We start from the raw sequence: 16,038 nt of genomic DNA on the forward strand, positions 1-16,038 counted from the left end.
GCCTGACGGGCGAGCGCCGGCGCGAAACCCTGCCGTCCGAACCATCGCTCCCCGGCGGCGATGGGCACCGGCGACGCCCGGCGGATGTCGACGAGAGCATCGAGGTTGTCCGGGGGGCAGGGTTCCTCGAACCACACCGGTTCGAACTGCGCGATCTCCCGCGCGACCTTGACGGCGTGGGTGACGTCGAACCGGCCGTGGCCCTCGATGAACAACTCGACGTCGCGCCCGACGGCGGAGCGGACGGCGTCGATCTGCGCGAGCACGCGGTCCAGCTGCCGGGAGGTGATCGTGAGGTCGTAGTTCTCGAAGGGATCCCACTTGAGACCGCGAAAGCCGCTGTCGACGGTCCTCCTCGCGGCGGCCGCGTAGTCCTCGGACGTGACGGCTCCGGAGAACCAGCCGTTGGCATAGGCGCGCACCCGGTCGCGGGTGGCGCCGCCGAGCAAGCGGGAGACCGGGACGCCGAGCTCTCGTGCCGAGATGTCCCACAGCGCCATCTCGAGCGAGCTCAGCGCGGTCATGATGACCGGGCCGCCTCGCCAGTACCAGTCCCTCGCCAGTTCGTACAGGATGCCGGATATGCGGGTGGGGTCCATCCCGGCCACGGCTTCGGCCACTTCGGCGATGGCGCCTTGGACGGCGCGTTCCTTGCCCTCCAGGGTCGCTTCGCCCAGTCCGACGATTCCTTCGTCCGTCGAGACGCGGACGATCACCAGGTTGGTTCGGTAGAAGTCGACGACTAGGGTGTCGACTGAGGTGATCTTCATGCTCCGGCTCAGCCCTTCACTGCGCCGGCTGTCATGCCGGCCACCACATATTTCTGCACGAACAGGTAGAAGACGACGGCGGGCGCCGTGAACATGAAGGCGACCGCCATGACCGTCTGGATCGGCGTGCCGAGTTCGCCGATGAAGTTCGCGATGCCGACCGATGCCGGCTGCATTCCGGGGGTGAAGATGAACGTCACGGCGAACACGTACTCGTTCCAGGCGTGGAAGAACGCGATGACCGCGGTGGCGGCGAGCGACGGAGCGATCAGCGGCACGTTGATGCGGGTGAGCACGGTGAGCGGTCGTGCTCCGTCGACCCGCGCGGACTCCTCCAGTTCACGAGGTAGGCCGTCGATCGCGCCCTTGAGGATGAGGGCGACGATCGGCAGGACGAAGGCGGAGTTGACCAGGATGAGCCCGCCGAGGGAGTCGAGGAGGTCGAATCGCCGGAAGAGCGCGAACAGCGGCACGACCATGAGAGCCTCGGGAAGCATCTGCGTGAACAGCAGCACGACGGTCACGAGGACCTTGCCCTGGAAGGAGAACCGCGAGAGCGCGTAGCCGAGCGGGATGCCGAGGCCGATCGAGAGGACCGTCGTGCCTGCGGCGATCACCAGGCTGTTGCGCAGCCAGGTCGTCGCCTTGCCTTCGGCCAGCGCGTCGATGAAGACCCCGAACTGCGAGAAGTCGGGGACGAGCCGGGCCTTATGGGCGAAGAGCTCCGAATTGCCCGACAGTGCGGTGACGAACATCCAGTACAGGGGGAAGACGGCGATCCCCAGCACGACGAGAACAGCGATGATCCGCAAGGTCAGACCGATGTGGGGCAGTCTCATCAGCGGGCCTCCCTCTCGGCGGCACGGGCGACGAACCGGCTACCGGCGATGACGATGAGCGAGATGACGACGCCGACCATGCCGACCGCCGCCGCCGAGCCGAGTTGCTTGGAGTCGAAGGCCTGCGAGTAGAGGTCGATGACCAGCGTCTCGGTCGCGCCGACCGGTCCCCCCTTCGTCATGAGCCAGATGAGCTCGAATCGCCGCAGCGACCAGATGGTCATGAGGAGGGCGAGCAGGCCGACGGTCGGCTTGATGGCCTGCCAGGTGACGGCGCGGAAGGTCCACCATCTTCCCGCACCGTCCATCGTCGCGGCCTCGGTGAGGTGCGGGGGGACGGACTGCAGCGCGGACAGCAGCACCACCGAGGTGAACGGGAACAGTTGCCAGATGGTCGTCGCGAGGACCGCCGGGAGGGCGTATCGCGGGCTGTCGAGGATGGCGCCGCCCGGGACGCCGAGGCCGACCGCATCCAGGAATCGGTTCACGATCCCGTAGTCCGGGTTGAGCATCCATATCGCGATGAGCGCGACCGCGATACCGGGCGCCGCCCACGGAATGGTCACCAGTGCCCGCGCCAGCCCCCGGCCGCGGAAGCCCTTGTTGAGGAGCAGGGCGACCGCGAGCCCGGTTCCCACGGCGACGACGACACACACGACGACGTAGACGAGGGTGATGAGGAGGGTACGGCGGAAGTCCTCGTCGCCGAAGATGCGGGTGAAGTTGTCGAATCCCACCCAGGTGCTGCGTGTGGGGTTCAGCAGCGAGGTTCGCGTGAAGCTCAGAAAGATTTCCTGCGCCAGCGGAACGACCTGGAACACCAGGATGAAAAGGGCTGCGGGGGCCAGGAAGAGGTAGGGCGTCCACTTGCTCCCCAGCGGGCTGCCTCGACGCCTGGTACCGGATCGAGTCCCTGTAATCTGCTGCCGTTCGAGCACAGTCATCGAGTTCGGTCCTTCGAAAGTAGGATGCTCCCGGCGGGAGACCCTCCCGCCGACGGCGTCCGGTCAGCCAACCAATTGGGACGCCTGTTGCTGGGCGCGGTCCAGTGCGGTCTTGAGGTCGACCGTACCCTGGAGCGCCGCGACGACGTTCTGCACGACGATCTTGCGGATGTCCGGCGTCTTCGCCTCGAACCCCTGGACGATCTGCGGCAGGCTCGACTCGGTGAGGTCGTCGAAGACGGTCAGGAAGGGCGTCTTCTGGAGCTGCTCAGGGCTTCGCTTGGTGACCGTTGCCACACTGCTGGCGCCGAGGATCTCCTGCAGCTTAACCTGGTTGTTCGGCTCGAGCGCCCACCGGATGAAGGTGGCCGCCGCCTCCTTCGCCGGACTCGCCTCGTTGATGACGAGGGGTGCGAGGATCGCGCCCTGCTTGCGGACGGGGAACGGGATGGGTGCGACGTTGAACTTGAGATCGGCGTTCTGACCGCGAGTCGCCGTCACATAGCCGCCGTTGTTGAGCTCCATGCCGACCTTGCCCTCGGCGAACATGCGGCGGAACGTCGCCGCGTCCGCGCCACGCGGGATCACTTTGGCGTCGTACAGGTCCTTGAACGCCTGCAGGCCCTTGAGGTTCGCGGGCGAGTTGATCGTCAGCTTCTGGCCGTCCGACCACGCGCCGCCGAAGCCGTAGACGTAATTGAAGATGTCCTGCCACACACCGGCTTCCTCGGCCTCCGTCTGACGGAACGCCAAGCCGTAGGTGTCGCCCTTGGTCAGCGACTTCGCCGTGTCGAAGAACTCCTGATAGCTGGTCGGGGGTTTCGGGATCAGGTCGGCGTTGTAGAACATCGCGTAGTTCGACGCCTCGAAGATGATCCCGTGACGCTGGCCGTCGTGGACCATGAACTGGTCCGGCTGCTTGAGCAGGTCATACTTGCTGACGTCGATCAGGTCGTTGAGGGGTGCGATGAGGCCGGCATCCGAGGCGGACTCGAACTCCGGCATGTCGAAGCGGATCAGATCGGGCCCTTTTCCGCTGCCCATCTGGGTCAGGATGGTCTGGCCAAAGGTCGGGTACGGCACCGCCGCGGCGGAGACCTGTACCTTGCTCTGGCTCTTGTTGAACTCCTCGAGCCACTTCGTTAGCAGCGGCCCACGGCCCGGATCGCCGAGGGTCGAGGCGGCGAACGTCAGCTTGGTCACGCCGCCTCCGGATCCACCGTCGGAGCCGCAGCCCGTCAAGAGGGCGACGGCCATACATGTGACGCCGGCCGCCGCGACCATGCCGCGGCGAACGCGATGCAGCCTCATTTTGTTACTCCAGAGTAATAACCGGTTACTTCCCCGAAACCGTGGTCGGAATTGCAACGATCGTAGCGACATGTGCAACGCTGTCAAATGACAGTTGCGCACCTCGCGAGCTATATTGCAAGATATGCAACGCAAGGAGGACGGTAAGTGGCGCAATCGATCCAGCGTGCGATCAACCTGATCCGCTTGGTGGCGGAACATCCGCTGACACTCTCGGAGGCCTCGGACGTGCTCGGAGTCCACAAATCCACGGCCCTCCGGATCCTCCAGACGCTGGAGGCCGCACGGTTCGTGCGCAAGACGGGAGCGGGGACGTACGTGTTCGGCAGCGGGCTCATCGAACTGTCGGAACTCGCGCTCGGCTCGATGGACCTACGTCAGTTCGCGTCCGCGTACCTACGCGTGCTTCAGCGGCAGACGGGCCATACCGTGCACCTGGCACAGTTGACCGGCGACGAGATCGTCTACGTCGACAAGGTGGACAGCCCCGCGTTCGACGCGGTGAAGCTGCCGTCACGGATCGGCCGTGCCGTCTCGATCTACGCGAGTGCCGTGGGCAAAGTGATCCTTGCCCACCTCTCCCAGGAGGAACGCGATCGCCTGCTCTCGCACGTCACCTTCGAGCCGTACACCAGCACGACCTTCGCCGACCGCGAATCCCTCGACGCCGAACTCACCCGCGTCGCCGAGCGTGGCTGGGCCATCGATGACGGCGAGCACGACGCCTATGTCATGTGCGTCGCCGCACCGATCAGGGATTCGCGTGGACAGGTCATCGCGGCCGTCTCCCTGACCGCGATCGAGGTGATCGCGAGCTTGGACCAGCTGAAGGAGAAGGTCCCGCTCCTGCTGGAGACCTCGGCGCTGATCTCGCAGGAACTCGGATTCACACCCGAGCCCTCGCCTGCGCCATCGGCGAGCTGAGACGCGCCCTTCGGGAACACCCCGCCGGTGGCCCCTTCTCCGCACCTGCCGGGGCGTGCCCTTCGGGGCCTCCGCCGCAGATCGTCCGGCACCTTGCCATGGCGCCTCCGGGTGGGAGGTGCCACGGCAAGGGCTCGCCGGATCAGGGAAGGTGGCGACACCTTTCGTGACCGGCGCGGATCCGAGGTAGGTGTCACCCGCGTAGAACTTGACCTTGCCCTTCGGTGAGGCGACGTTGGCGGTCATGCCGTCCACGTCGCCGTCGCGGTGAGCGTGACCTTGTCGGACTTCCCGGCAGGCTCGGCGTTGCCGCCCACGCCCGTCGTGGTCGTGCGGAACGCCAGGTTCTGCAGGTAGAAGTTCAACAGAGGGCGCCAGACGTGCCACGTGTGGACGCCGTCGACGTTGTGTTCGGTGACGTTGACACCGGCGGCCTTGAGGGCGGCGGCCAGCAGCTGCGAGTTCTGCGCGATGTTGCCCAGGCGGTCCTGGAGGCCGGTGCCGATGTAGATGCCGCCGGGCACCGCCTTCAGCCGGTCGATCTACGCCTGCGAGGCCGCCGGTCCACCCGAGCTCCAGGCGGTGTGGTGAGCGAACAGGTCGGTGTTGTCGTACATGAGGGAGGCGCGGCTCCCGCCCGCCGAGAACCCGCCGAACGTCCGACATCGGCCCCCGTTGGGTGGGCGCGCAGGTCCGTGCGCCCACCCTCGTCCGGAAGTCGCCTAGCGGCCCTCTCATGCCGACCTGCAGCCGGGGGCGATCGGTGTTACGAGCCGGCGCCGGCCATCTCATAACCGGCCTCCTGTACGGCGGCGCGGATCTGATCGTCGGAGAAACCCGACCCGCTCACCGTGACCGCGCCGGCGGTCAGATCGACCTGCACTTCGCTGACCCCCTCAACCTTGCCGATCTCGGCCGACACCGACGACACGCAATGTCCGCAGGTCATCCCGCTGACGCATACACCTGCCGCACGCCTTCGCCGACCATCGAGGTCGCAACCGCGACGCCGGCCTCCTGGGCGCTGTCCTGGGTGCCGCAAGAACACTGCGCCTGCCGATAATCACATCCGCCCAGGTCACAACCATGTTGGCCTTCGCGTGGCGTGCTCCATTCCGGCCACCAGGCGAAGGAACACGTGCGGCATGATGATCGGCCATGCTCCTTCGCCTGGCCTATCTGACCATTACCAACGCCTTCGCAGCGCTGCGGTTGCTGCCGATGGGAGACCGAGACAAGGACGTCGAGATCCTCGCCCAGCGTCACCAGATCACCGCCCTCGAACGGCAACTCGGCGACGACACCAAGGTGAGATTCGCCCCGGAAGACCAAGCCTTCCTCGCCGCGCGCCTGACAGCGCTGCCCCGCGAGGTCCTACGCCGACTACGGCTTCTCGTCCGCCCGGATACCGTCCTACGCTGGCACCGCGATCCGATGAAACGGCGCCATGCCCGTTCCTGCCAGCCAAAAGGGCCCGAACGTCCACCCACGGTCCGCTCCATCCGCGCTCTCATCCTGCGCCCGGCCCGGGAGAACCCCGGCTGGGGCTACCGGCGGATACACGGAGAGCTCACCACACTCGACATCAAGATCGCGCCCTCCACCGTCTGGGAGATCCTCAAGCAGGAAGGTATCGATCCGGCACCCGAGCGGGCGTCCACCACGTGGGCCGACTTCCTACGCTCGCAAGCCGCCCTACTGGCCTGCGACTTCATCGAGACCGTCACCCTCAACTGCCAGCGCCAATACATCCTGGCCGTCATCGAGCACGCCACCAGGCACGTCCGCGGGCTCGGCACCACCGCACATCCGACCGCCACCTAGGTCATCCAGGCGATAAGGAATCTGGTGATGGATCTGGACGATGCGGGCTGCCGAGCCCGCTATCTGATCCGAGATCGAGATACGAAATTTCCCGCCCTCATGGACGAGGTCCTCGCCGACGCAGGGATCCAGACCGTGCTCACCGTGGAGCGCACGGCGGAAAGCGTCGGCGGCCGAGTGGAGCAGATGTATTTCGCATTCGGCGAGTCTGACACGTTCGTGATCCTCGACCTGCCGAGCAATGCGGCGTCGGCCGCTCTAGCCTCGGGCTTTCGCGGTGAATTTCGCGTGAGTTGATCGGATACATGAGAAAAGTGCTTCTGAGCTGGGAGGATGAGGCTTGTCTAAGGTCCTGTCCCGCCAGATCGAGAAGCACTTTCCGCGCGAAGACTATCGCCTCCCACCGCACCATCACCGCCTCCGCGGACGGCACCGGGCTGCTGTCCCATGACGGAAGCCTGCTGCTGCTCAAGACCCTGCGCGTCACCGGCCTGGAGCGGGCGCTGTCGGCGCTGCTGGAGCGCTGGCGGCCCTGCGCCTGCCGAAATTCCATCCATGCAGGTCAAGCGGCATGTGAGTACTTGTGGAGGACTCCGCCGTGCCGCCATCTTGCAGCACCCCTTTGAGGCCGTCCGCGGTGTAGGTGGCCTGAATCAGATACTTGGGCATGGTCGAGTCCCTCTTCTCGTGCAGCCACCCTGCGCTGGGGCGGCCATGGCGGTCACGGGGTCGAAGTTCTCGGCTTTGGGTGACGGTAATCCCACCCGCTGTACTGGTTTCCCTCCTCTGCCCTACCCGCCTCGGACCCCTCCCGGTCGAATAGACAGAGGCAATGAACAGGCATGAAACTCTGTGCTGCCCCAGGGATCCTGGGCTCACCGTGGCGATGGAGCCTTCTCCTCGATCGCCACCCCGATCGTCAGATAGTCTCCCGCCCGGCGCGGGTCCCCCGAGCTCCCCCTGTCCCGACGAGGTGCTGGAGGCCGAATCGGCAGCGACCTCTATCTCGACTTCGGTCTCCTCCAGGAGCTTTTCGCCAACGCCCGAGCACGGGGAAGCGCTGCTGCGCCGGCAAAAGGCCCGCTACTTCGAGACCCCCCAGCTGCCCACCACCGTCCCGGTCAGTGACGCGGACGTGACCCGAGATCCGCCCCTGAGCAGGACCATGGGGCACTTGTAACGTAGTGGGGCATGGGAACGTGGAATGGCATGAGCCCTGATCTCATGGCAAAACAGGGTGCATCCAACGACGGGAAAGGGGCGCCGCCCTTCCCTGCATGGCACGCGCCTACCGACATCGAAGGCGGTCTGTACGAGGCCAAGATGCGGGGCGACTGGCCTGCGTACTTCGACGTCCTCACCACCGCGAATCTTTATCACGCGATGTCGCGCGCCAATGCGGACTCCCGACCCGGCTGGGTCAGCTACACCCCCACGTACTGGGACACGCAGCCTGGTACCAAGTTTCTTGCGTTCTTCACCGACGGGATGCTTCCGGCGCCCGCGCCCGACCCGGTCTTCTTTCAAGACGACCTCGGCGAACTCGCCCAGAATTGGCCCCGGGACGACGAGTGGCTGGCTATCAACCCCGGCAGCCCCTGCGAAGCGTTCTTCCCCGCAACGGCCGCCCATCGGCTGGTGTGGCGCCGGCATGCCGAACGGATGCCCTACCCTCGCCGGAACGAACTGCGCACGCTGTGGGCCGGTGGCCCGCTGCACGGTCCGGTCGCCCACGGCCTCGCCTGCGGGGCGCTTCTCTGCGTGAGCAATGCCTCGCTCTGGAACGCGATGGGCTGGCATGGAACCGGCTACGTTCGCGAACGGAAACGCCTCAAGGAGTGGTGGGAGATCACCGGCCGCGAAGAGTGGTCGCGTGCTGAGGAGACGCTTCTCGACGGCCGAATGAGCAGCCCGTTCTGGGGACTCGTCCTTCGCGTACGCAGCGTTCTCGCCCGCGATTTCGGCGGCAAGGTCGAGATCGACCACTGGCGCCAGGTGACCTCGCGAGTCATTCGGAACCGCACAGCAGAAAAGGACACCGCTCCCGACGGGGTCACTATGACGGCGCCTGAAAGTGACTCCGAGACGGAGGCCCAAGTCGCCGGAGCGCAACGGCTCATCGGACGAATCACACGATATGAGGCGCGATTTCGTGCAGACGGGCTACTTGCCAAGGACAGATTCGTCCACACGGTGGAGGCGTGGGACTACGGTCGGGCTTCAAAGATGGCACGCTGGGGACTCGGTGCCCGCTACTGCGACCTGGCGGAGGCCGAACGGGCGGTTCTCCGCGCCGGAAGGCTCAGCCGGATCAACTACCGTTCATGGGAAGAGTTCTCAGCCGCCTACATCCTGGGACGTTGCCTCCATTTTGATGAGGAGGAATTCGGTGACTGGTATGGGGAAATGCTCAACGCACACAGAATCCTGACGACCGACCGGAACAGCCCGTGGCTCAACATCCCCTTCAAATAACCAAGCCTGTGGCGTGCCAGAATCCGTCGTAGCGGACCCACGCGGTCTTCTTCGCCATGCCGGTGATGACGCACCCTACTGGGGCGGGAGGCCCAGCGATTGCATCAGGAGCGGGAAGGATCGGTGCAGTTCGCGTTCCCAGTAGGGCCAGTTGTGCTGCCCCGGTCCGTACAGGTTCGCCGTGACGTTCGCTCCGAGCGCGCGGAGGCTGCTGACGAACGCGCCGGCCATGTCGTTGCACCAGGGTTCGAGGAGCGGGTCGGCCGGCGTTCCGGGCGGGGTCGAGGGGACCCGGCTGTCCGTTGCCGCTGGAGACGTACAGGGGGATGCCGAACAGGTCGAGTGCCCGGTCGTACGGGTTACGGGCCTTCCAGAGGAGAGCGTTCTGTACCGGGTCGCCCCAGAGAGCGAGGGTGTGGGGCTCGAATATTCGATTCATGCGCTGGCCTACAGCCCCTCGGCATGCCTGCAGATCTTGAGCGTGCCATCTGAGCAGTTGTCCAAAGTAGCTGAGCGACCGCTAAACCACGGAGCTGGAGATTCAGTGTGTTCAGCGAACCCGCAGATCGGACGCAGTGGCCGAATATTCGAGCCACACAGAGCGTACGGCTGGAGGAGGACGGCCCCGCCGCCGTACGGGCCAACGAACTACCGGCCGAGGCCGGACATCCGCCGGCTACCCGGCCGCGTAACGCAGGCGTCAGCACGGCCGAACTGACCGTTGCTGGACACCTGCCCATCGTTTGACGTGATGTCTCATTTCTCTTCCAGGCGGCGGAGCGTCTCATCGAGGCTCGATGTCAGACGGGCGAAATCCTGGGCTGCCTGGGCCTCCATGTCGTCCAGTCGGCGAAAGAAGTGCTCCGGGTCGACACCTCCCTCGGGGGATGCAGCAGACTCGCCGGCCCGCCTCAGCTGATCCTGCTGCGCCGCCCGTACGGCGGCGATGATGTGGTCGGCCAGGTCCTTGGATCCGGAACGCATGGCCCGTGCTTCCAGCCGGAGCCTGTCCAGCAGGCCGTCCTGGCCCACGACGGCGCTCACCAAGCCGCCGTCGGCTTGACCTTCGCCGATGGGGTCCTCATCCTCAGATGCCGCAGCCATTCATCACTCCAGTCCCAAGGGCCACATCTGGCGCATCGGAGTCCAGCGACATTAAACCGCCCATCGTGCGTCGTTGGCCACCGAAGGGCGAGCGGCGCGGTGGCCGTACCGTCCAGCTGCGTCCGAGGACGCCCCGTACCCGCAGGGGCCGAGCGCAGAAGACCTGGTCAAGCCCTATGCGCGAGTTCGGGTACCTGACAGGTCTCCAGGTCATCCGCTACGATAACCGGCGATAACGGCAAGTTGATCATCAGTGACTGCTCGCCGCACGGTACGACCCCATCGATATGGCCGCTGACAGCGTCGGATCGCCCTGACGAACAGGCAGGATAGTGGTGTCGACACTGATCGTTCACCCAACCGAGGACTTGATGTTTCCCCTACGCACATGGAGTGGTCGCCGCCCCGGCCATTCTAGGTACCAGACTCTGAGCGTTGATGGTCTACCTGCCTGATCCGCGTCTGTGACGGACCTTCGCTTATTGGAGACTCGCGTGGCTTCCCTCGGAGACGATGACGGATTTCGCGGAGTCGGAGAGGCGGCGGATGGCCTGGTCAAGGCCTTCGTCGCGGACAACGGGCTGCTGGAGGGACTGTCCATTGGGGCGCGGGCCATGAGGCTCGCCCCGGAGGTCCTGGCGAGGCACGTCGTGACCGCCATACGGCAGGCGCAGGAAGACCGCCGCGGACAGCTCGCCGAGAAGAAGGCCGAGGAAGAAGCCAAAGCGGTCGCCCTGGCTGAAGCCCTGGATGCGCGGCTCGACGAGTTCGAATCCCGGCACGATCGGGAATTCACTCAGATCACCACAGCTTTGTACGAGACGATGCGGAAACTGGAGGGCTGATGAACGAGTTTTCCAATGACGGGGCGATCATTGATGCCAAGGGTCGCCGGGCGGCGGGCCGCAATATGGGAGTGCTCGCCTGGGAGTACCGCGAACTGCGCCAGCAATTGGACGGCATCCTGGCGAATGGTTGTGGCCTGTCCCATGAGGAGATCAGCGTTCCCTATGCGAAGTTGGCGACCAATCTGAGAGCAAAACTCGCACGGATCGCCGACGACCTGGAACACGCCGGCTCCGGCCAACTCACCATGGCAGCGAACAACGACACCGCCGAGGAAGTCGGTCTGGAGTACATCAACCGAGTGAAACAAGCTCTCGGAGGCTGATCACTGGTCTTGTTCGAAGCCGGCCGGTCGAGCAAGGCTGATGAACGCCCAGATTCTGTTCGATGGCGAGGAATGACGTCAAGCGGTCGCCAGAGGGGCGAAGATGAGTGATTCGACGATTGCCCAGGGGCTTGCGATTCTGGGGCTTCCGCCGCTTACCGATACGGGTCCGCTTCGGGAGCGGCTTGAGGAGTTGCTGGGTCCGGTGAGCTCGCATGAGGGGTTTTCCGGGGGTACGGCACAGGCCCAGCAGGGTGCGGCCGTCAATCAGGGAGTCGCCGCAGATACCTCGAACGCCTTTGTAGAGGGCCTGATGGGCGACATCGACGATCTGCAGCAGCGGCTCGCCGTCGCCACGAACAACATGGCCACCGCGGGAAACGCCGTCGAATGGGGCAATGCCGCCCTTGGCTTTCTGGCGGTCGCCGCGTGTACCGCCGTCTATATCGTGGCCACGAATCCCGCCATCGGAGCTCGGCTGCTGGCCAGGCTCAAGGCGCTGGCGAACAAGGTGATGATCAATCTTGTCAAGATGAGGCAACTCGTCGGCCGGATATTCGGCGCGCTGATCAGGCAGGAGGCCCGACCGTCGAGCAGCCTGGAAGCGCAGGTTGTGCGTAGCCGGATTCCGCTGGGCAGAGCGGACGCGGCGGTGGGGCGCGCCGGGAGGAAAGTCCAGAGCATCGAGGATCGAATGGCCGCTACGGGAGCGTCGTCACCTGAGGACGCGGCCTACTACGCCGGTCAGTTGAACAGGGCAGGCCGCCCCCTCAACACGGCCCGACAGCATTTGGACGACGCCCAACGCCGTGTCGACGACGCCTGGCGAAGTGCGCGCGTACCAGAGGAGGGGCCACTGCCTCCAGATGTAGCCAACCTGGAAAGAACGAGCTACGACGTCTCCGCCGTCCGGCGGCAGGAGCAGGCTCTTCAGGAACATGTCAGCAGACGTGTCGCGGAGACCACGGACGAACAGTGGGGGAAAATGGACCCAGAGGAGTTCCTGGCCTACTACAACGGCAGAACGCCGCCTTCCGCCTTTGGGTAACCCGCTCCGTCGTGTGCAGGATAGGGCGCATGGCACGTGGTTACTGCAGTCGGCATGGTCCCATGGTCTCGTGGCACACATGCATCTCCGGCCGGTCAGGGAAGCTCCTGCGCAGGCTCTGGGAGATCTGCTCGGGACTCCAGCGTTTATGCAGGTGGTCCTGAATGTATACCCGCAGCTCAGGGCTCTGGCCGATCTTGCCTGGCTTAGGCCGCGGCCTGTCCGGTGCCAAAACTCGCTCGTAGCGCTGGCCTGAGGTTTCACGCGGCGTCAAGCGGCTCTGCGATACTCGTGGATCAGGCCGCAGACGGCGCTCCGTCGCTTTATTCGAGCCGTGAGATCGACCACTTCAGCCTGATCGTGAATGGGTTGGCGTAGTGACAGTGCCTGATGCGGTCGGTGCTGGTTGTAGTGGCGCTCATACTCGGCCAGTACTCGTCGCAGATGCCGCTCACCGTGAACCAGAAGGTGATCGAGGCATTCGCGCCGGAGCATTGCGCCTGCCGATAATTACATCCACCCAGGTCATGCCCCCGGTGAGGGCTTCGCGTGGCATGCGCGAGTTCCGACCATCAGGAGAGGGAGGCGGGCGCGGCATGATGACCGGCTGTGCTCCTTCGCCTGGCCTACCTGACCATCACGAACACTTTCGCTGCGCTGCGGTTGCTACCGATGAGCGATCGGGACAAGGACGTCGAGATACTGGCCCTGCGTCATCAGATCACGGTTCTTGAACGCCAACTCGGCGCCGACACCCAGGTGAGATTCACCCCGGAGGACAGAACCTTCCTCACCGCCCTCCTGGCATCGTTGCCACGCGAGGTTCGGGCTGCGCATCATCACCACGCTGCCGCGGACGCCGAGGATGAACGCCATCTGCGAGCGCGTCATCGGCAGCCTGCGCCGCGAGCTCCTGGACCACATCCTGATCCTCAACGAACACCACCTGGCCTGCGTGCTCCACGAATACCTGATCCACTACAACGGGCACCGGCCGCACCAGTCCCGGCAACAACGATCTCCGGACACCGCGACGCAGCCCACCCGCGACGTGACCGAACTCAACGACCTGCGATCCATCCGCCGAAAACCCGTCATTGCAGGCATGATCGGCGAATACCACCACTCCGCTTAACCGCAGCTCAGGACACGTAACTCAATACCCGAGCGGTACACGGTCCAGGTCGGCGCCGATGGCGTCGGCGACCGCGGCTTGAGTGTCGCGGACCGGCAGGGGCCGTACGTCCTGCTCGACCTCCAGTAGCGCGTCGCGCACCGCCCCGGCCAGCCGGGCGGGGACGATGCCCGCCTCGGCGAGCGCGGCGGCCTTCTTGTCCAGGGGGATCGAGGAGATGTCGTGGCCGCCGAAGACCAGCTCTCCTATGCCGGGAAGGGCGTCGCTGTGCAGTCCGGGCGACTCCAGGACGCACCCGGTCGGGTCGGCCAGGCCCGCCCGCACCCCCAATGCCCCCAGCGTGCTGGTGACCGCGACCGATCCTCGTGCTCCGATCAGCCATACTCCGGTTCTCATCTGTCTCCGCTCGCGATCGCTCACCGGGACGGTGGGCGGCGGCCACTGTGCGGCCGCCGCCCGGCGTGATGGGTCATTCGGAGGAGAAGGCGGCGTCGAAAGCGGCGGCCGGTGGGCTGATGGCGTTGAGCGAGCGGATGTAGGCGAGGGATTCCGGCGCGCCGTGCAGCCGGTCCATGCCCGCATCCTCCCACTCGATGGAGATCGGGCCGTCGTAGCCGATGTGGTTGAGCGCGCGGAAGCATGCCTCCCACGGCACGTCGCCCCGGCCTGTGGACACGAAGTCCCAGCCACGCCGGGGGTCGGCCCAGGCCAGGTGGGAGGCCAGACGGCCGCGCCGGCCGTCGCGGGTGGCCACCCGGGCGTCCTTGCAGTCCACGTGGTAGATCCGGTCGGCGAAGTCGAGGATGAAGTTCGCCGGGTCCAGGTCCTGCCACACCATGTGCGAGGGGTCCCAGTTCAGCCCGAAGGCCGGCCGGTGGCCGATGGCCTCCAGCGTCCGCACCGTGGTGTGGTAGTCGTAGGCGATCTCGCTCGGGTGCACCTCATGGGCGAAGCGCACTCCGACCTCGTCGAAGACGTCGAGGATCGGGTTCCACCGGTCGGCGAAGTCGGCGTAGCCCGCCTCGATCACCGAGGGGGGCACCGGCGGGAACATCGCCAGCGTGTGCCAGATCGACGAGCCGGTGAAGCCGACGACGGTCCTGACGCCGAGCGCGGCCGCCGCGCGGGCGGTGTTCTTGATCTCTTCGGCGGCGCGCCGCCGAACGCCTTCGGGTTCACCGTCGCCCCAGATGCGGGCGGGCAGGATGCCCTTGTGGCGCTCGTCGATGGGGTGGTCGCAGACCGCCTGGCCGACCAGGTGGTTGGAGATCGTCCACACCCGGAGGTTGTACTTGGCCAGGGTCTCCTTCTTGCGTTCGATGTAGGAGTCGTCCGCGAGGGCCTTGTCGACCTCGAAGTGGTCGCCCCAGCAAGCGATCTCCAGGCCGTCGTAGCCCCACTCCGACGCCAGCCGGCAGACCTCCTCGAACGGCAGGTCCGCCCACTGCCCGGTGAACAACGTGACCGGCCTCGTCATGAACCCTCCACAGTGATGAAGCGGCTGTCCTCAGCCGCGCTCTGCTCGACGGCCGCCAGCACCCGCTGCACCCGCAGGCCGTCCTCGAAGGACGGTGCGGGGTCGGTGCCGGCGGCGATCGCCTCCAGGAAGTCCTTCGTCTCGTGGACGAAGGTGTGCTCGTACCCGAGGCCGTGGCCCGGCGGCCACCACGCCCCGGCGTACGGGTGGTCCGGCTCGGTGACCAGCACCCGCCGGAATCCGTGCTCGGCGCTGTCGATGGTGTGGTCGTGGAACCACAGGTCGTTCATCGACTCGAAGTCGAAGGCCAGGCTGCCCAGGGCGCCGTTGATCTCGATGCGCAGCGCGTTCTTGCGCCCGGTCGCGAAGCGGGTGGCCTCGAAGGAGGCCAGCCCGCCGCCGCTGAGCCGTCCGATGAACAGCGCCGCGTCGTCCACGGTGACCGCGCCCCTCCCGGTTCCGCCGCCGGCCGAGAGCCCGGCCGAACTGGCCGCCAGGGGACGTTCCTTGACGAAGGTCTCGGTCAGCGCCGCCACCCCCGTCAGCCGCTCACCGGTGATGAACTCGGCGACGTCGATGATGTGAGCGCCGATGTCGCCGAGGGCCCCGGAGCCGGCCTTCTCCTTCTGGAGCCGCCAGACCAGGGGAAACTCGGGGTCGACGATCCAGTCCTGCAGATACTGCGCCCGTACGTGCCGGATCTCGCCGAGCATGCCCTCTTCGACGAACCGCCGGGCCAGCGCGACGGCGGGCACGCGGCGGTAGTTGAAGGCGACCATGCTGCGCACGCCGCGCGCCGCCGCCTCCTTCGCCACCGCGGCCATGGCCTCGGCCTCGGCGACGGTGTTGGCGAGCGGTTTCTCGCAGATCACGTGCTTGCCTGCCGCCAGCGCCGCGACGGCGATCTCGGCGTGCGAGTCGCCGGGCGTGCAGATGTCGACGATCTGCACGTCGTCGCGGTCGAGGAGGCGCTTCCAGTCGGGCTCCGCGCCGGCCCACCCCAGCTTCTCGGCGGC

At 66.0% G+C, this 16,038-nt stretch carries 21 protein-coding genes; 8 read left to right on the forward strand and 13 right to left on the reverse strand.

Annotated elements, in window-relative coordinates:
- From AB0J09_RS33640 to AB0J09_RS33655, 4 genes are all read right to left on the reverse strand, one after another.
- Positions 1–770 (reverse strand): mandelate racemase/muconate lactonizing enzyme family protein (locus AB0J09_RS33640; RefSeq protein ID WP_360699639.1); only part of this gene is annotated, 770 nt, incomplete at its 3' end.
- Positions 771–778: 8 nt separating this feature from the next.
- Positions 779–1,609, reverse strand: a complete 831-nt coding sequence (locus AB0J09_RS33645; RefSeq protein WP_360699641.1) for a carbohydrate ABC transporter permease — start codon at positions 1,607–1,609, stop codon at positions 779–781.
- Positions 1,609–2,553 carry a sugar ABC transporter permease gene (locus AB0J09_RS33650; RefSeq protein WP_360699643.1) on the reverse strand — a complete coding sequence of 315 codons (945 nt, stop codon included), beginning with the start codon at positions 2,551–2,553 and terminating at the stop codon, positions 1,609–1,611. The genes AB0J09_RS33645 and AB0J09_RS33650 overlap by 1 nt, the downstream gene beginning before the upstream one ends.
- A gap of 63 nt (positions 2,554–2,616) precedes the next feature.
- A complete protein-coding gene (locus AB0J09_RS33655; protein WP_360699645.1) occupies positions 2,617–3,966 on the reverse strand; it encodes a sugar ABC transporter substrate-binding protein in 1,350 nt (449 codons plus the stop codon).
- 45 nt (positions 3,967–4,011) lie between these two features.
- Between AB0J09_RS33655 and AB0J09_RS33660 the strand changes: the two genes are divergently transcribed.
- Positions 4,012–4,788, forward strand: coding sequence for an IclR family transcriptional regulator (locus tag AB0J09_RS33660; RefSeq protein WP_360699647.1), 777 nt, complete (start codon positions 4,012–4,014; stop codon positions 4,786–4,788).
- A 242-nt stretch (positions 4,789–5,030) separates the two neighbouring features.
- On the opposite strand, the gene AB0J09_RS33665 is transcribed toward AB0J09_RS33660, so the two are convergent.
- Together AB0J09_RS33665 and AB0J09_RS33670 are read right to left on the reverse strand one after the other, a co-directional pair.
- Positions 5,031–5,312 (reverse strand): hypothetical protein, encoded by a 282-nt coding sequence (locus AB0J09_RS33665; protein WP_360699649.1) that lies wholly within the window; start codon positions 5,310–5,312, stop codon positions 5,031–5,033.
- A 242-nt stretch (positions 5,313–5,554) separates the two neighbouring features.
- Positions 5,555–5,710 (reverse strand): heavy-metal-associated domain-containing protein, encoded by a 156-nt coding sequence (locus tag AB0J09_RS33670; protein ID WP_360699651.1) that lies wholly within the window; start codon positions 5,708–5,710, stop codon positions 5,555–5,557.
- Positions 5,711–5,946: 236 nt separating this feature from the next.
- Here AB0J09_RS33670 and AB0J09_RS33675 point away from each other — a divergent pair, with 236 nt between their 5' ends.
- From AB0J09_RS33675 to AB0J09_RS33685, 3 genes are all read left to right on the forward strand, one after another.
- Positions 5,947–6,612 carry a hypothetical protein gene (locus AB0J09_RS33675; protein ID WP_360699653.1) on the forward strand — a complete coding sequence of 222 codons (666 nt, stop codon included), beginning with the start codon at positions 5,947–5,949 and terminating at the stop codon, positions 6,610–6,612.
- A gap of 27 nt (positions 6,613–6,639) precedes the next feature.
- A complete protein-coding gene (locus AB0J09_RS33680) occupies positions 6,640–6,909 on the forward strand; it encodes a GYD domain-containing protein (RefSeq protein WP_360699655.1) in 270 nt (89 codons plus the stop codon).
- A 912-nt stretch (positions 6,910–7,821) separates the two neighbouring features.
- Positions 7,822–9,087: a DUF1266 domain-containing protein gene (locus AB0J09_RS33685; protein WP_360699657.1), complete on the forward strand. Its 1,266-nt coding sequence runs from the start codon at positions 7,822–7,824 to the stop codon at positions 9,085–9,087.
- Between the two features lie 75 nt (positions 9,088–9,162).
- On the opposite strand, the gene AB0J09_RS33690 is transcribed toward AB0J09_RS33685, so the two are convergent.
- A complete protein-coding gene (locus tag AB0J09_RS33690) occupies positions 9,163–9,318 on the reverse strand; it encodes a hypothetical protein (protein ID WP_360699659.1) in 156 nt (51 codons plus the stop codon).
- Positions 9,319–9,843: 525 nt separating this feature from the next.
- Positions 9,844–10,191 (reverse strand): YbaB/EbfC family nucleoid-associated protein, encoded by a 348-nt coding sequence (locus tag AB0J09_RS33695; RefSeq protein ID WP_360699661.1) that lies wholly within the window; start codon positions 10,189–10,191, stop codon positions 9,844–9,846.
- A gap of 464 nt (positions 10,192–10,655) precedes the next feature.
- On the opposite strand from AB0J09_RS33695, the gene AB0J09_RS33700 reads away from it, so the two are divergent.
- From AB0J09_RS33700 to AB0J09_RS33710, 3 genes are all read left to right on the forward strand, one after another.
- The gene (locus AB0J09_RS33700) at positions 10,656–11,036 is read left to right on the forward strand and encodes a hypothetical protein (protein WP_360699663.1); all 381 of its coding nucleotides are present in this window, start codon (positions 10,656–10,658) and stop codon (positions 11,034–11,036) included.
- Positions 11,036–11,362, forward strand: coding sequence for a hypothetical protein (locus tag AB0J09_RS33705; RefSeq protein WP_360699665.1), 327 nt, complete (start codon positions 11,036–11,038; stop codon positions 11,360–11,362). The genes AB0J09_RS33700 and AB0J09_RS33705 overlap by 1 nt, the downstream gene beginning before the upstream one ends.
- A 103-nt stretch (positions 11,363–11,465) precedes the next feature.
- Positions 11,466–12,410 carry a hypothetical protein gene (locus tag AB0J09_RS33710; RefSeq protein ID WP_360699667.1) on the forward strand — a complete coding sequence of 315 codons (945 nt, stop codon included), beginning with the start codon at positions 11,466–11,468 and terminating at the stop codon, positions 12,408–12,410.
- Positions 12,411–12,680: 270 nt separating this feature from the next.
- On the opposite strand, the gene AB0J09_RS33715 is transcribed toward AB0J09_RS33710, so the two are convergent.
- Positions 12,681–12,905 carry an integrase core domain-containing protein gene (locus tag AB0J09_RS33715; RefSeq protein ID WP_360699669.1) on the reverse strand — a complete coding sequence of 75 codons (225 nt, stop codon included), beginning with the start codon at positions 12,903–12,905 and terminating at the stop codon, positions 12,681–12,683.
- A gap of 171 nt (positions 12,906–13,076) precedes the next feature.
- On the reverse strand, positions 13,077–13,286 hold the full coding sequence (locus tag AB0J09_RS33720; RefSeq protein ID WP_360699671.1) for a hypothetical protein: 210 nt from the start codon (positions 13,284–13,286) through the stop codon (positions 13,077–13,079).
- On the opposite strand from AB0J09_RS33720, the gene AB0J09_RS33725 reads away from it, so the two are divergent.
- Positions 13,276–13,545 (forward strand): integrase core domain-containing protein, encoded by a 270-nt coding sequence (locus AB0J09_RS33725; protein WP_360699673.1) that lies wholly within the window; start codon positions 13,276–13,278, stop codon positions 13,543–13,545. The genes AB0J09_RS33720 and AB0J09_RS33725 overlap by 11 nt on opposite strands.
- 21 nt (positions 13,546–13,566) lie before the next feature.
- On the opposite strand, the gene AB0J09_RS33730 is transcribed toward AB0J09_RS33725, so the two are convergent.
- From AB0J09_RS33730 to AB0J09_RS33740, 3 genes are all read right to left on the reverse strand, one after another.
- A complete protein-coding gene (locus tag AB0J09_RS33730; protein WP_360699676.1) occupies positions 13,567–13,941 on the reverse strand; it encodes an inositol-3-phosphate synthase in 375 nt (124 codons plus the stop codon).
- 73 nt (positions 13,942–14,014) lie between these two features.
- Entirely contained in the window at positions 14,015–15,022 is a 1,008-nt protein-coding gene (locus AB0J09_RS33735; protein ID WP_360699678.1) for a sugar phosphate isomerase/epimerase family protein, read from the reverse strand.
- A partial coding sequence (locus tag AB0J09_RS33740; protein WP_360699681.1) for a Gfo/Idh/MocA family oxidoreductase occupies positions 15,019–16,038 on the reverse strand: 1,020 nt, incomplete at its 5' end. The genes AB0J09_RS33735 and AB0J09_RS33740, both read right to left, overlap by 4 nt.

This window comes from Nonomuraea sp. NPDC049784 (genome assembly GCF_040659615.1).
GTDB lineage: Bacteria > Actinomycetota > Actinomycetes > Streptosporangiales > Streptosporangiaceae > Nonomuraea.

What these genes read in the sequence shown, in the direction of transcription:
- AB0J09_RS33705 (WP_360699665.1), top strand. Translation starts at nt 11,036, where the DNA reads ATGAACGAGTTTTCCAATGACGGGGCGATCATTGATGCCAAGGGTCGC.
- AB0J09_RS33685 (WP_360699657.1), top strand. Translation starts at nt 7,822, where the DNA reads ATGAGCCCTGATCTCATGGCAAAACAGGGTGCATCCAACGACGGGAAA.
- AB0J09_RS33725 (WP_360699673.1), top strand. Translation starts at nt 13,276, where the DNA reads ATGAACGCCATCTGCGAGCGCGTCATCGGCAGCCTGCGCCGCGAGCTC.
- AB0J09_RS33675 (WP_360699653.1), top strand. Translation starts at nt 5,947, where the DNA reads ATGCTCCTTCGCCTGGCCTATCTGACCATTACCAACGCCTTCGCAGCG.
- AB0J09_RS33650 (WP_360699643.1), bottom strand. Translation starts at nt 2,553, where the DNA reads ATGACTGTGCTCGAACGGCAGCAGATTACAGGGACTCGATCCGGTACC.
- AB0J09_RS33645 (WP_360699641.1), bottom strand. Translation starts at nt 1,609, where the DNA reads ATGAGACTGCCCCACATCGGTCTGACCTTGCGGATCATCGCTGTTCTC.
- AB0J09_RS33720 (WP_360699671.1), bottom strand. Translation starts at nt 13,286, where the DNA reads ATGGCGTTCATCCTCGGCGTCCGCGGCAGCGTGGTGATGATGCGCAGC.
- AB0J09_RS33695 (WP_360699661.1), bottom strand. Translation starts at nt 10,191, where the DNA reads ATGGCTGCGGCATCTGAGGATGAGGACCCCATCGGCGAAGGTCAAGCC.
- AB0J09_RS33715 (WP_360699669.1), bottom strand. Translation starts at nt 12,905, where the DNA reads ATGCTCCGGCGCGAATGCCTCGATCACCTTCTGGTTCACGGTGAGCGG.
- AB0J09_RS33735 (WP_360699678.1), bottom strand. Translation starts at nt 15,022, where the DNA reads ATGACGAGGCCGGTCACGTTGTTCACCGGGCAGTGGGCGGACCTGCCG.
- AB0J09_RS33680 (WP_360699655.1), top strand. Translation starts at nt 6,640, where the DNA reads ATGGATCTGGACGATGCGGGCTGCCGAGCCCGCTATCTGATCCGAGAT.
- AB0J09_RS33730 (WP_360699676.1), bottom strand. Translation starts at nt 13,941, where the DNA reads ATGAGAACCGGAGTATGGCTGATCGGAGCACGAGGATCGGTCGCGGTC.
- AB0J09_RS33690 (WP_360699659.1), bottom strand. Translation starts at nt 9,318, where the DNA reads ATGGCCGGCGCGTTCGTCAGCAGCCTCCGCGCGCTCGGAGCGAACGTC.
- AB0J09_RS33710 (WP_360699667.1), top strand. Translation starts at nt 11,466, where the DNA reads ATGAGTGATTCGACGATTGCCCAGGGGCTTGCGATTCTGGGGCTTCCG.